The following is a 13,787-nucleotide window of genomic DNA, read 5'->3' on the forward strand; positions in this document are numbered from 1 at the left end:
GCCGTCTTTAGATATCCATCCTCATGGCTTGCCAGCTCTACCTCCTACTATTTTTTGAGCCGTCGAACTCACGTAGCTCAAAGTGCGGCAACCGTCAATTTGCAATCCGGCTTGAGCAGCTCTAAATCGCTGTTGTGCTTAAGCTATAAGCGCCTGCGCTTTTTTTTCCTCAGCTTGCGCTTGTTCGTAGCGGAGAAAATCTTTTTCGGCTGTAGCTGAAGAAACACTCCCAGCCTCTAACAACCCCTAGGCGCGCTCGGCATCAACTTTAGCAGTTTGAGTGGCAACAGTGGCGCGATCGAGTTCGCTTTAGGCTGCTTCAGCAGGCTCCTCCACAGTGAAAGTACCGATTTCAGTTGCGGGACAAACAGCAACGAACCCGTACTATTACGGTGTGCATATAAGTTAATTCTGATTAGAAGGCTCGATGAGACGTGGTTTCGGCATGTAGGGAGAAAAATCTACAATTCCCATCATTCCTCCATTAAAGGCTAACTATCGGCTTGCGGATCGCTAAATTCAGCGCGATCTCTAGATGAGGAATTTTTGACACGATCGGGTTCATTAATTATGTAATCCAAAATACTTATTGTAAAGAGAAAGAAAATTTCTTAAGTATTTCTTTGAAATTACTTGTTGGTAATTGGTCACTGGTCACTGGTCACTGGTCACTGGTCACTGGTCACTGCTCCCCTGCTCCCTACTCTCTGCTCCCTAATAACTGTCAACTGAATTTGTGGTTTCATGTCACAATATCTGTTGATGCGTGCTAAGCCTTTTGGTGTATGCCGAACTATATAGTAGAATGCTCTGGTTTGCTCGATACTGGGCTTGCCAGTATCGATCCGACTGCGACCCTCGTTCGCGGATCTGAGTACAGGCGATCGCGCCCCAAATAGTAGCTTAATATTTACGCTCTGATTTTTTATTTATGATTTTTACGGAGCGACCGATTGAGTCATTGTCGCTTTCGGTATCTGAAATTTTCGTGTGAGGAAGTGCGGTGAAACAACAGCATTTATTTCTAGTGCGTAACTTCTGTTCGAGTCTAGCTGTAGCACTCTTAGCAACTGAGCTAATTAAGATTGAACCAGCACCAGCGATCGCGAGCGAAACTCCATCTGTTGATAGTGCGATCGCGATGAAATCTGAACCTAGTAAAACTCAGTCAATTAAAGCTACCAAACAAGGTTACCTGCAAGCAAAAAGCTCGTTTCGTCACTCCCAAGCCTCGGTTCTCTTGTCAAAACAGGAAATTGGGAGTCGAGAGTCGGTAGGAGCGGGTTTCCAAACCCGCCCGTACGAGAGTCGGGAGTCGGTAGGGGCGGGTTTGGAAACCCGCCCGTACGAGAGTCAGAAGTTGAGAGCAAAGGAGACTAAAAGCAGCAACCGTCAACCATCAACCGTCAACCACCAATTACCAACAACTGTCAGCCAACAACCAACAACCAAACCTAAACCAGCCCAGCCGCCTGCTAATTCTCAGTTAAACGATCGCAAGGCTCAAATACCTAGTTATCTCAATCCCAATCCCAATCCATTGCGATTTCCCACAAAACCAGAAGAAGTACAGGTTGTAGGCGCTCAACCAATTACTTTCCAGCAGGCGTTAGACCTAGCACAGCGTAACAGCACGCAACTGCGAGAAGCAAGGCTGAACGTACAACGGAGTCAAGCACAACTGCGACAGGCTTTAGCAGCAGAATATCCACGCTTGAATCTGGGTGCGGGTGTAACTAATACAGGCAACAATATTTTTAGCGAAGAACCGGAACCATCGTTTCTCCAGCAATTAACTGGCAGTCAAACTGATACCAATAATACCCGAGTGACTGGTAATCTATCGCTAAGCTACGATTTATTCACTTCTGGTTTACGTCCTGCTAACATTCGCGCTGCTGAAGAACAGTTGCGTTTTAATCAGTTAGATTTAGAACGGACGCAAGAAGAACTGCGCCTCAACGTTGCCAATGACTATTACGAATTGCAACGAGCTGATGAGAACGTGAGGATTCAGCGATCTTCTGTCAACAATGCTCAGGCAAGTTTACGCGATGCCCAAGCCCTAGAACAAGCTGGGGTAGGAACTCGCTTTGCCGTCCTCCAAGCTCAAGTACAGTTAGCGCAGGCTACCCAAAGATTAACCGATGCCTTAAGCCAGCAACGAATTGCCCGCCGTCAAATTGCAACGCGAATTAATTTAAACGACTCCATCGTGGTTACGGCTGCCGATCCGGTAGCAGTTGCTGGACAGTGGAACTTTTCCTTAGAAGACAGTATCGTACTGGCTTTTAGAAATCGTGCCGAACTAGAACAGCAGTTAGCACAGCGTAACATCAACGAACAACAACGACGTGCTGCCTTAGCTCAATTAGGACCGCAAATCAGTCTTGCTGCTCAATATAACCTGAACGATACCTTTGACGATGGCACAAACTTTCAAGATGGCTACTCTTTAGGAGGAAACTTAAACTTAAGTTTATTTGACGGTGGAGAGGCAAGAGCAAGAGCTAGGCAGGAAGAGGCAGATATCGCGATCGCTGAAACCAATTTTGCCGGACAGCGTAACCAAATTCGCTTTGAAGTAGAACAAGCTTTCTCTCAGTTGCAGTCTAATTTGGAAAACATTCAAACAACTTCTGTTGCTTTAGAACAATCTCGGGAAGCGCTGCGATTGGCACGCCTCAGATTTCAAGCAGGTGTAGGGACGCAAACAGAAGTAATTGATGCTGAGGATGACTTAACTCAAGCGGAAGGCGATAGAGTCAATGCGATTCTAAACTACAACCGCGCCTTAGCCCAGATTCAGCGATCGATTAGCTCTGGTCAGCAACGCTGAACTAGGAGCAAGAAGTGAGGAGTGAGGAGTGAGGGGACAAGGAAGACAAGGGAGAGGGGGAAGATGGGGGAGAGCGCTCTCGAAAATTCTTTGAGTGTCCTCCCACACTTCCCACACCACGCACCACTCTCTTTCCCTCACTCCTCGCTCCTCACTCCTCATTTAGGCTTTCCCTCTCCAGGGAGAGATTGCGGGGTAGAAAGAATAAACTTTTCTGGGTTTCTCAGGAAGGAATCGCAATTCTTGTCAAGAGCAACGCAGATGTTACCTATAGCGAGTTGATATTCTTCGATATTGCCTTGTTTGAGAAACAGTTTAGCGGCTGTTTGTAAATCTTCTACTGCTTCGCGATCGCTCTGTCCGCTATATTGAGCTAGCTCGTAGCGAACAATTCCCCGCTTGAGATAGGCTTCTGCTTCTTGGGAGTCGATACTGAGCGCTCGGTTAAAATCTCCAATTGCGGCTTTGTAGCCCGTACTCAAGTCCCCTTTATACTGCGCCAGTTTGTAGTGAACGATGCCGCGTTTGACCAGTGCTTTGGCAGCACGGGGATTGAGCCGCAAAGAGCGATCGAAATCTTGAATTGCTTGCTGATATTCTTTTTCGGGATTTTTACTATACTGAGCAATTTCATAACGTACCATGCCGCGACTGAGATAGGCTTCGGCTTGGTTGGGTTTGAGTCCCAGAGTACGATTGAAGTCTTCAATCGCTCGGCGATAGGTACGGTCGGGGTCGCCGCTATGCTGGGCAACTTCGTAGAGGGCGTTACCTCGGTTTAAATAGACTTGAGCATCCTTGGGATTGAGCTTGATGGCGCGATCGTAATTATCAATTGCCCCTTCATAGTCTCCTACTTTGTAATAAGCATCGCCCTGCTTGTAGTAGGCAACAAAATTATTGCCGCTTTTTGCTGCCACTTTACCGTCACTTGGTGGTTCGGGGATGGAGGTAACGCTAAAACGGCTGTCAAAGGGCAGTTGCACGTCACTTAACACCTGCATCAACAGGATCAAGCTCACAGCTCCTAGACTAAACGTACCCATCATCATCAGGTTGAACTTTCTGCGGCTCAGCCTTCTACTTCTTGGCAGTGTTAAAAATAGTGGTGCGTGTTTGCTGAGCGTGGCAGATGAATAATAAGCGGCGGAGCGATCGAGCGCTCGATACTGTCGATATACAGGAGGAGTACGCTTAGGTGGCAAAGGTTGGAGGTGTTTTTTCTGTCTGACTGCCTCCAAGGACGGAAACGGGTCGCGCCCGCCTAATTTTACTGCCCGCTCGCACCAAGGACAGCTTTGCAGGTGATCGCTGTAGCGATGCTGATTGTTGGCGCTACAGGTTGTCAAAGCGTTTTCTGCTTCTTTGAGGGCAGCTTGCCAGGTTTGGGCGTTGGGACGGAGATTGGGTTGAGAATGACCTGCATCAAAACACTTGACAAATAACTGCCTCAAACTAGGGTGTAAAATCTCCCAGTTTGGTGCAATCGGCGTAGGCTTGTACGGTACTGGCTTGCTGCCATAGGTGAAATGTCCTGCCGCTATCCGTGCTGCATAGGGTGGGGGGTCGCCACTACCTTGATAAATTCCTGAAAAAGGATGAGTCCCTTCCATTAGCAGTTGGAAGATCAGGACTGCTAGCCCAAATAAGTCGTGTTCTGGGGCGCGATCGATCTGTCCGAAATTCTTTCCTTGCAGTTCTGGCGGCGTAAATTCTGGCTTGCCGACACCGCAGCGATAAATAGCTGCTGTTTGTAGGTCGCGGACTTGAAACGAATCCGTATCTACGAGGGTGACGAGAGCCGTATCGCTGACTAAGATGTTAGATTCGTTCACATCTCCAACGCAATACCCGCGTGCGTGCAGCGCTCCCATGGCAGCGGCAATATTACGGGCAGTTCGATGGAGATAGAGGTAGTTAAAGAACGGGCATTTTTGCCGTCGCGTTTTGGGATTGTAAAAATCGAGTAGGGAGTGCATCCCTTTGACTCGCGGCATCAGAAAGCCGACGACCCGATTGCTGCCATCAGTTGACCTCAGCAACTCTTCAGGCCAAGCGATCGAAATATGTCCCTGCCCCGCCATAGGGTTATCTGGCGGGTTAGCAAGCATTGCTGTGAGCTTAGATGCCTGAATCTCTCTAGGCTTGTGATAAACCTTTGCTACTAGTGCCTCGTTCTGCGGTACAGTAAAGACACGGGCTTCTCCCCCATGTCCGAGACTAGAGTTGGGGTCCAACGTGATAATTTGGTTGTTGGAGCTTCGTTGCAACCGCATGGCAAAATTAACTCACAAGCGTCGCCAATAGTAAAGTCAAGTCGTCATCCGTCCGTTCCGTAATTCTTGGCGATCGCAAAAACGCCGCCAGTTGTTCTTTAGCTTCACTCTCATCCTCCACACCTGCCATAAATTGAAACAGGGGAGAAAAAAATGGTTTGTAGGGTGAACCATCGCCCATGTTCACAGCTAGCATCTGCAACCCATCTGAAAACACGGCAATATGTGTCGTCGTTCCCCGCCAAACGTTGACTTGGACTGTCTCCAAGGCTTGGGGGGAAACTAGAAAAGTTGTTTCATTGATATATTCTCCTTTTTGAGCGGCAGTCAGAGCAAAAATCTGACCGTCGCGATCGCTCGCTACTGCCAAGCCATCACCTACCTGCACCGCTGCAACTAATTCTGGGGTAGCAACTGCTAAAATCAACGTCGTCGCTAACTCCCGCGCCTGCTTGCCACAGACGGCTGCTTCTGCTTCTACTGCTGTCTTTGCTGCTGCCAGAGCTTGAGTCAGAATTCGCTGCCATCCCTGCTCGTCGTCAACCAAATGCAGTCTAGAGCCTTCAGCACAAATCGTCTCTACCGCCGTTTGCGCGGCGACAATTGCCCCGACTTTGCCTAAAGCTGCACTTCCTGCCCCGTCAGCTACTGCTGCTACCAAAACCCCCGTGGGCAACTTTTCCCAATGATGAGCATCTTGACAAAGCTGTCCGACCTTTTCGTGGCTCGTACCTCGAACTGAGGCGGATGCGACTCGCCATTGCCGGATTCCAGCAGGAGCATCTAACTGTCCTGTTGTATATAGCTCATCGTGGGCATCGTTACGCATTCATCGTGATTCCTTACTGATTCCTAGCCTATCTTAGGTGAACGGACAATCAGAGCGATCGCATCGCTCGACAAATCCTCCTTTTGTATACGGTAATGTGTAGGGTTCCGTCAATTTACTCATTCATCTCTTTACACTTTCATTATGTACTCAGGAGTTGTTGGTAATGGGTAATGGGTAATGGGTAATTGGTCGGTCACTGATAACTGATAACTGATAACTGGTCACTGTTTAAGTTGCTCCCCACCCCACAGGTGGTAATGCTACTTGTTCGTCGAGACGAGAATGGGAAACGGCTGTGATGCTAGCAGACAACCAGAGAAACATTTCCGTAAACCTCAGCCCTTGAAGTCTGAGTGGAGTGCGGACAGATATGTACTTGAGCCGCTCCAGATTAGCATTTTCTACACCTACAGAGAAAAAAGCTACATGCTTGTTAACTTCATCTGTCTCAATTCGCTGCCTTGCCTGCTCGATTAATTGCTCTGATTCTCCTTGGGGTTCTCCATCTGTAATTAAAAATATCCAGGGACGATAATAAGCTACCCCGTGAGCGCGGTATGTAGCTTTGCGAGACTGGATCATGTCTAGGGCGCGATGAATTCCAGTTCCCATACAGGTTAAGCCTTGCGCTGTCAGCTCTGGTAGATCGAGTTGGTCGGGAGTGACAAAATCCTGTATAACTCTGACATCACTATCAAAAACCACGAGTGCCACCTCAACACGTCGGGAAGCGAGAGAGTTTTGTAATAAATCTGTTTGCAATGCCCGCAGCCCTTCATTTAAAGCATCTATTGCTGCTCCTTGCATCGAACCCGAAGTATCTAGAAGTAATACGCAAGGACAGCGAGGTTCTGGATTTTCAGCAAACTCTACCGCTTCATCAAGTCTTAATTGGTCAGACATACTTAACAATTTAGGTGGGAGACTTAGCTACTTGACATATGTGGTAGCTTTTACTCACTAGTGGACTGAGTAGATGGGCTGCTGGCATTGACAACAATTTATCTATGATAGTTCAGCTTTGACTTTACTAGTTCTTTTATCTCTGTAGTTTCAGCTGCGTCAGTCCGGTATTTTACTCACATTCATTTCACTAGGGAAAAATCAGGAGCAAATTCAGACAATCATTGCAGTTAACTACGCATACAAGACCAAGGCGACAAATTACTTAACTTTCCCACAGATTGTTTTTCTATATGTCCAAATCCTTTGTCATACGCCAATAGCTAAAAACTGTAAACTGGATGGTTAATTTTTATAGATTGCGCTATAGTCAATAGAAACTGTTAGCCTTTCGTCAATTTTTTATGATTTGCAGGGGTTCTAGCGGTGTAAGAGCAGATACAGCTTACAATATTTTAATAAACTTAACTAGGTTATCTCAATCCTCTTACCTCAATTGATTCAGACAGAAACACTCAAATTGCTCGAAATTAAGGCTTTGCTAAATAGGCATTGTCAGTTAAAGTATTCGCTCGCTTGGAAAAAGGTTTAAGTGCTAAATGGCTAGCTGTGGAACCTTTCAGAAGTTAAGTCCGCTGAGTTTATTGGCGCACTTGTCTAGTTGTTATGATAGTGCCTTGTTAAAGGTGACTAGCGGTGCTGTTACATGGTCGGTCTATCTTGAAGAGGGAAAGATTACTTATGCTTCCCATTCAATTGCTGCCTTCGATCGCCTCGACTGTCATTTGCATCGCCTCAGTTATAAAGTCCCGACGCTGACAAGTGAAACTAGAGCGCAATTAAGTTTGATTTTTGAAACTGAAGCAGAACAGCGGTCAGATACTAATCCCGAATATCAAGCAATTGGTTGGTTAGTTAACCATCAATATTTAAATGCCGAACAAGCAGCAGAATTAGTTGCAGAATTGGTTGGAGAAACGATCGAGTCGTTTTTATTAGTTAAATCGGGGCAGTACGACTTTAGCAGCAACTCAAACTTAGAGCAAGTTTTTTGTCGGCTCGAACTACAACCGATTGTCGATCTATGTCAAAAGCGCCTGCAAAAGTGGCAAGCTCTAGCACCAGAAATTTTCTCACCCTACCAGCGGCTTTATTTTTCTAACCGTCACAAATTAGAACAGCAAATTCCCCAGGAAATTCAGCAAAAGTTTAGTACGATTCTCAAAGGTTTCAGTTTTCGTCATCTGGCAATTCTATTAAATCAAGACGAACTTGAATTGGCGCAAAACCTACACCAGTATATTGCAGCAGGAACAATTTTGTTGCAAGACCCCTATGCACCATTTGACCAATTACCAAGAACCTTTGAACAGACTGCATCGCCATCAACAACACCAATTGTCATACCGGAAAAAGTCCCCTTACCGTTAGATGATATCCGCGATCGCCACATTAGCGATCGCCGGCTGGCTGCAACTCCAAAAGCTTTCGAGCGCGAACCAGTCAAAGAGACGCAGTTCCCTACGACAAAGCAAGAATCTCTCCCCACACAGTCTCCGCAGCCAAACTCAGAGCCAGTCAAGCATAGCTCTCAACCACCAGTTAACTTCCCGATTACGCGGACGACACCCCCAGTTCCTCCCACGCATATAGAGACTCCCACATCCCCACCGACTGTTATTCCCGATGCTCCAGCTACGAGAAATAAGTATAAAATTGTTTGTGTGGACGATAGCCCAGCAATGTTACAGGAACTGAAAAAGTTTTTAGAAGACGACTTATTTTCAGTTTTTACAATTGATAATCCTGTTAAAGCTTTAATGCAGATTATTAAAGTCAAGCCAAATCTCATCTTATTAGATGTAAATATGGCAGGAATTGACGGCTATGAATTGTGTCGTTTGCTCCGCAATCATTCTCTATTTAAAGACACGCCGATTATTATGGTGACGGCAAATACAGGAATTATTAACCGAGTCAAAGCTAGAGTTGTCGGTGCTTCAGGTTACTTAACTAAGCCTTTTAGCCAGCCAGATATTCTTAAAATGGTATTTAGGCATTTGACTTAGAAAGGAACAGAGGAAAGAGAGCTGAGGAAGCTGAGGGGGACAAGGGGGACAAGGGAGAAATTAGTCACGCACCACGTACAACTCGCTACACCCACACCCTTTCTTCACTGATAACTGACAACTGATAACTGATAACTGATAACTGCTCCCTAGCGTTGGTGAGGAAAAAAAACCGTGTAGTAAAGTGAAGGATCGACCCGATCTGTAAACCGAGGATACAAGCTGCGATCGCAGGGTGAATCGTCTGGCTCTGTTTCTTCAACAGATTCGCTGGTTGAAACTTCTGTAGAAAACAAAGCAGCTAATTTTGACCAAGTAACAGAAAAAGGATTTTGTAAATATTTCTGTACGAGCGATCGCTTACCCGTTTCCTTTGAGTTATCTAGTTGCCAATCGTTTGTATGCTCTCTCATAAATGCATTCCTCGCAGCTATTTTGTGCGCTTGCTGGAGCGCTAAAGTTTATTAGCCACAATTGAGACGAGTTATGCACGGTTGTATAGTATGGAATGCTATCCATAACCTAATTGAGGAGTTGAGTTAGGATAGAAGATAAAGCGATCGCATGAAATCTATACTTCAGTAAACTTGCTATTCATTGGTCAAATAAACAACTTTATCCCTTACCCAAGCTCGAAAAGATTTGAGTAAAGCTACTTCTCCCTGCATGGGAATCTGTTGCATAAAATTACTCATATCTTCAACAGATATAAGAGGAAAAGCAAGACTCACATCACGCTCTCTATATTCCTCTACTTCTAGTTGATAAAATTTTAATTCTTTTCCGTCGTATTTCCAAAGTTCAGGAACACCTAAAGCAGAATAAATACCAAGTTTATTTACAGAACTACTAGTAATATCAATTTCAATTGCTAAGTCAGGCGGTGGATCGGTTTCTAAATTTAACTTGAGCTTGCCTCTAATTGCTGACTCGTTCTGAATATAATAACAATTATCTGGTTCTATACCGCAATTAGCGACTTGGCGTTTTAGAGTTGTTGAACCAGCGCTTCTAGCTTCAATGTTGAGTTCTTCAGCTAGGGCAATTATAAAATTACATAAATTGCTTTTGTAGCTTTCATGTTCAAAAAGTGGAGTCATAATTTCCATCGTGCCACAGTCATAAGCAAAGCGGGAACCTCTGTTTTCACCTGTTTCTTTGAGTAAGGCTTCAAAGGTTTCCCAGCTAATGTTATGTAGCACTACTCTAGACTCTGCTGGAGTTAAAGAAGTAATCATATCCACTGGCTTTAGAGTCAATTGGGTGAGCTAAGCCCACCCTTTTACCTTAACCGAAGATACTACCAAAAAATTCTACCGCTTCCTTCAAAGCAACAATAAATATGTCAATCTCTTCACGGGTATTGTAAAAAGATAAACTTGCCCGTGCAGTAGACTGAGCGTGGATGTAACGATGTAAAGGCTGCGTGCAGTGGTGTCCGGCGCGAATAGCAACCCCAGCTTGATCTAGTAGAGTAGATAAATCGTGAGGGTGAACATCACCAGCCGTAAATGAAGCTAATGCAGCTCTACCCACACCTGCTACTTTAGGTAATGGACCATAGGTGCGGACTTCAGAAATTTGACTCAGTTGCTCGAACAGATATTGCGTCAATTCCGATTCGTAAGCATAAATTTTATCCATGCCGATCGCCCCTAAATAGTCTACAGCTGCACCGAGGGCGATCGCTTCTCCGATTGCTGGGGTTCCTGCTTCAAATTTGTGCGGTAAATCGGCGTAGGTAGAACGGTCTAAATACACGTCGGCGATCATTTCACCACCACCTAAAAACGGTGGCATCGATCGCAACAATTCTAGTTTTCCATACAAAAATCCAATTCCGGTAGGAGCGCACATTTTATGACCGGAAGCTACTAACCAATCGCAGTCCATTTGCTGTACGTTAACAGGCATATGTGGTACGCTTTGGCAAGCATCGATCAAAACTTTCGCACCGTGTTGATGGGCGATCGCAATTATCTCTTGTATTGGGTTAATGCATCCTAATGTATTAGAGACGTGAACCACGGCGACAAGCTTGGTTTTGTCGGAAATTAAAGACTTATATTGTTCTAAGTCAAATTCTTCCTCTGGAGTCAGTTCGACAAACTTCAACACTGCACCCGTTCTTTGGGCTAGGAGTTGCCAAGGTACTAAGTTGCTGTGGTGTTCCATCACGGAAAGGATGATTTCATCTCCCCGTTGGATGTTGCTATTACCCCAACTGTAAGCGACTAAGTTAATTGCTTCGGTAGCATTACGGGTAAACACAATTTCTTCTCGCTGCGCCGCATTGACAAACGCAGCTACTTTATCCCGCGCCCCTTCGTAAGCTTCGGTTGCTTTAGCCGCTAGGGTATGCACGCCGCGATGAACGTTGGAGTTATATTGCTCGTAATAATCCCGTAGGGTGTTGAGGACGAGTAAAGGTTTTTGGGAGGTGGCGGCGTTGTCGAGGTACACCAAGGGTTTGCCATTGACTTCTTGATGCAGGATTGGGAAGTCAGCGCGGACGATATCGGCGAGGGTTCTTGCTTGGGTAAAAGTCATGGTTCAAGTCGAGAGAAGGAACAGAACGCAAATGTTGTAGGGGCGGGTTCACCAGAGTTCTCTACTTGTAACCAAATATATTGGTAAACCCGTCCTCACTTTCGGTCAATCAGCCAGATTTAATGTTGTAGCTTCGCGGGTAACAGCTTTGAGCAGAGTTTGTTGTAAAGAGGGAATTGGTAGTTGGTTAATAATCTCAGCAGCAAAGGCGTTAACTAACAAATTTTGAGCGTCAGCAGCGTTAATTCCGCGACTTTGCAGGTAGAAAATCTCATCGTCTTCCAACTGGCTGACAGTAGCACCGTGACTGCACTTGACGTTATCGGCAATAATTTCCAGTTGAGGCTTGGTGTCTACTCTAGCTTTGGGAGACAGGAGTAAGTTGCGGTTCAGTTGTCCTGCATCCGTAAGTTGAGCGGCTTTAGCAACAAAGACTCTCCCATTAAATACAGTGTGGGCTTTATCGGCGACAATGCATTTATGGAGTTGACGACTCATACCATAAGGATAATTTAGTGCGATCGCGCTATGGGTATCGGCTGTTTGTTGCCCTGCTATTATAGTTAAGCCGTTGAGAATTGTTTCTGTCTGTTCTCCTGTCTGGTAGATGTCTAAATTGTGGCGCGACAGTTTTGCCCCTAAAGTAATTGCATTGCAGGTGTAACGGCTATCCCGTGCTTGAGTAATCGCAGTTTTACCAATATGGAATGCTTCTACGCTTTCCCGTTCAACTCTAGTATGACTAACTTGGGCATTTTCTCCCAGCCAGATTTCCGTAACAGCGTTGGTAAAGTATACCGTCTCTCTAACTTCGGCTTCGCCTTCTTCAGGATCTTCAATATTAAATTGATTTAAGTAGTCTTCCACCAGCGTGACGCTACTACCAGTTTCCGCGACTACCAAGCAGCGCGGCTGTTGAATCGTCGGCGTGCGGAAGGAATTAGCGATAAATAGCAAGTGGATTGGAGCTTCTACGACAACATTTTTAGGAATCCAGACGACAGCAACATCCGTAATTGCAGCCGTATTCAGGGCGGTAAATATGTCTTGTCCTGCCTCAGATTTTGCCAGGTAGTTGTAAACGCGATCGCGGTATTCTGCTGGTAATCCTGATAAATTGCTAACTACTACACCTTTCGGTAAATCACCGATTGCAGAATGTTCTGGCGTATACACCCCGTTGATAAATATCAAACGACTATTTGCTGCTTCTGAGAAGGTGAGTGGTGTCACCAGTGCTGCTGGTAATCCGGTGGGAGCCGCCACTTGAAAGTTAAACTGTTTTAAAGCAGATAAATCGGTAAACCGCCACTCTTCAATTTTGGTAGTAGGGAGAGTAGATTGACGGATAATGGAAGAAGCGCGATCGCGAATTTCCCGTAGAGACGTTACATGTAATGTTTCTACACCCTTTTGACACTGTTGCAGCAACTCTATCAGGTAGTTATCCCCACCCGACACGCTACCATGACTGCCATTCGTCACTGTCGGAGAAACTTGAATATTCATTACACTCCTACCTCAGTCGCAGCTTGCTCCAACACCCAATCGTAACCCCGAGACTCTAATTCCAGTGCTAACTCCTTACCACCACTCTTAATAATCCGTCCCCCAGCCATAACATGGACGTAATCTGGGACGATGTAGTTGAGCAATCTCTGATAGTGAGTAATTAGAATTGTGGCATTTTCAGGGCTGGCTAATTGATTCACGCCATTAGCAACAATCTTCAGCGCGTCAATATCTAATCCTGAATCTGTTTCATCCAAAATTGCAATTTTTGGTTCCAACAGTGCCATTTGCAAAATTTCGTTCCGCTTCTTCTCGCCGCCAGAAAACCCTTCATTCACGCTGCGGTTTAAGAAAGCCGCATCCATCTTGACAACATCCAATTTTTCTTGGATCAAATCGTCAAAATCGAATGCATCCAATTCTTCTAAACCTTGCTCTTTTCGGCGAGAATTATAGGCAACTCGCAAGAAATCCAAATTACTTACGCCAGGAATTTCTAAGGGATACTGAAATGCCAGAAAAACTCCAGCTCTAGCTCGTTCTTCCGCTTCCATCTCCAGCAAATCTTTACCTTGAAAAATTGCTTCGCCACCCGTCACCTCATAAGCTGGGTGTCCTGCTAAGGCTTTAGAAAAAGTGCTTTTACCAGAGCCATTCGGTCCCATGATCGCATGGATTTCTCCAGCGCGAACCTCTAAATTCACTCCCTTTAAAATTGGATTCCCATCAACTTCAGCTGTCAGGTCTTTCACCGACAGCAAAATTTCACTATTTTCAATAATCATTACTCTCTACGTCCTCTGCGC

11 protein-coding genes are annotated in these 13,787 nt (G+C 45.6%); 3 read left to right on the plus strand and 8 right to left on the minus strand.

The features are described from left to right. Positions 1 to 219, plus strand: a 219-nt coding sequence (locus DSM107010_RS40905) for a hypothetical protein (protein WP_206751825.1), incomplete at its 5' end; no start/stop codon positions are given. Positions 220 to 1,003: 784 nt separating this feature from the next. Next, on the plus strand, positions 1,004 to 2,839 hold the full coding sequence (locus DSM107010_RS11890) for a TolC family protein (RefSeq protein WP_015154053.1): 1,836 nt from the start codon (positions 1,004 to 1,006) through the stop codon (positions 2,837 to 2,839). A 158-nt stretch (positions 2,840 to 2,997) separates the two neighbouring features. Here the strand turns inward: DSM107010_RS11890 and DSM107010_RS11895 are convergent, their stop codons facing one another. From DSM107010_RS11895 to DSM107010_RS11905, 3 genes are all read right to left on the minus strand, one after another. Continuing rightward, entirely contained in the window at positions 2,998 to 5,115 is a 2,118-nt protein-coding gene (locus DSM107010_RS11895; RefSeq protein WP_127023033.1) for a tetratricopeptide repeat protein, read from the minus strand. 7 nt (positions 5,116 to 5,122) lie between these two features. After that, positions 5,123 to 5,944 (minus strand): PP2C family serine/threonine-protein phosphatase, encoded by an 822-nt coding sequence (locus DSM107010_RS11900; protein WP_015154055.1) that lies wholly within the window; start codon positions 5,942 to 5,944, stop codon positions 5,123 to 5,125. Positions 5,945 to 6,175: 231 nt separating this feature from the next. Further along, positions 6,176 to 6,850, minus strand: coding sequence for a vWA domain-containing protein (locus tag DSM107010_RS11905; RefSeq protein WP_015154056.1), 675 nt, complete (start codon positions 6,848 to 6,850; stop codon positions 6,176 to 6,178). 599 nt (positions 6,851 to 7,449) lie between these two features. On the opposite strand from DSM107010_RS11905, the gene DSM107010_RS11910 reads away from it, so the two are divergent. Beyond that, positions 7,450 to 8,919: a response regulator gene (locus DSM107010_RS11910; protein ID WP_015154057.1), complete on the plus strand. Its 1,470-nt coding sequence runs from the start codon at positions 7,450 to 7,452 to the stop codon at positions 8,917 to 8,919. A 149-nt stretch (positions 8,920 to 9,068) separates the two neighbouring features. On the opposite strand, the gene DSM107010_RS11915 is transcribed toward DSM107010_RS11910, so the two are convergent. The 5 genes from DSM107010_RS11915 to sufC all read right to left on the minus strand — a co-directional run bounded on the left by DSM107010_RS11915 (position 9,069) and on the right by sufC (position 13,766). Continuing rightward, positions 9,069 to 9,332: a hypothetical protein gene (locus DSM107010_RS11915; protein WP_015154058.1), complete on the minus strand. Its 264-nt coding sequence runs from the start codon at positions 9,330 to 9,332 to the stop codon at positions 9,069 to 9,071. A 177-nt stretch (positions 9,333 to 9,509) separates the two neighbouring features. Then, positions 9,510 to 10,157: a Uma2 family endonuclease gene (locus DSM107010_RS11920; protein WP_106167642.1), complete on the minus strand. Its 648-nt coding sequence runs from the start codon at positions 10,155 to 10,157 to the stop codon at positions 9,510 to 9,512. Positions 10,158 to 10,206: 49 nt separating this feature from the next. Beyond that, entirely contained in the window at positions 10,207 to 11,469 is a 1,263-nt protein-coding gene (locus DSM107010_RS11925; RefSeq protein WP_106167641.1) for a SufS family cysteine desulfurase, read from the minus strand. A gap of 105 nt (positions 11,470 to 11,574) precedes the next feature. Then, positions 11,575 to 12,978 carry a Fe-S cluster assembly protein SufD gene (sufD, locus tag DSM107010_RS11930; RefSeq protein WP_106167640.1) on the minus strand — a complete coding sequence of 468 codons (1,404 nt, stop codon included), beginning with the start codon at positions 12,976 to 12,978 and terminating at the stop codon, positions 11,575 to 11,577. Further along, complete coding sequence (gene sufC / locus DSM107010_RS11935) at positions 12,978 to 13,766, minus strand: Fe-S cluster assembly ATPase SufC (protein WP_015154062.1); 789 nt, start codon at positions 13,764 to 13,766, stop codon at positions 12,978 to 12,980. The genes sufD and sufC overlap by 1 nt, the downstream gene beginning before the upstream one ends. Between the last annotated feature and the right edge of the window lie 21 nt (positions 13,767 to 13,787).

The sequence above is a fragment of the Chroococcidiopsis cubana SAG 39.79 genome, assembly GCF_003991895.1.
Lineage (GTDB): Bacteria > Cyanobacteriota > Cyanobacteriia > Cyanobacteriales > Chroococcidiopsidaceae > Chroococcidiopsis > Chroococcidiopsis thermalis.

Excerpts from the sequence above, each read along its gene's own strand:
- DSM107010_RS11925 (WP_106167641.1), bottom strand. The coding sequence starts at position 11,469 with ATGACTTTTACCCAAGCAAGAACCCTCGCCGATATCGTCCGCGCTGAC.
- DSM107010_RS11915 (WP_015154058.1), bottom strand. The coding sequence starts at position 9,332 with ATGAGAGAGCATACAAACGATTGGCAACTAGATAACTCAAAGGAAACG.
- DSM107010_RS11920 (WP_106167642.1), bottom strand. The coding sequence starts at position 10,157 with ATGATTACTTCTTTAACTCCAGCAGAGTCTAGAGTAGTGCTACATAAC.
- DSM107010_RS11905 (WP_015154056.1), bottom strand. The coding sequence starts at position 6,850 with ATGTCTGACCAATTAAGACTTGATGAAGCGGTAGAGTTTGCTGAAAAT.
- sufC (WP_015154062.1), bottom strand. The coding sequence starts at position 13,766 with ATGATTATTGAAAATAGTGAAATTTTGCTGTCGGTGAAAGACCTGACA.
- DSM107010_RS11910 (WP_015154057.1), top strand. The coding sequence starts at position 7,450 with ATGGCTAGCTGTGGAACCTTTCAGAAGTTAAGTCCGCTGAGTTTATTG.
- DSM107010_RS11900 (WP_015154055.1), bottom strand. The coding sequence starts at position 5,944 with ATGCGTAACGATGCCCACGATGAGCTATATACAACAGGACAGTTAGAT.
- DSM107010_RS11895 (WP_127023033.1), bottom strand. The coding sequence starts at position 5,115 with ATGCGGTTGCAACGAAGCTCCAACAACCAAATTATCACGTTGGACCCC.
- sufD (WP_106167640.1), bottom strand. The coding sequence starts at position 12,978 with ATGAATATTCAAGTTTCTCCGACAGTGACGAATGGCAGTCATGGTAGC.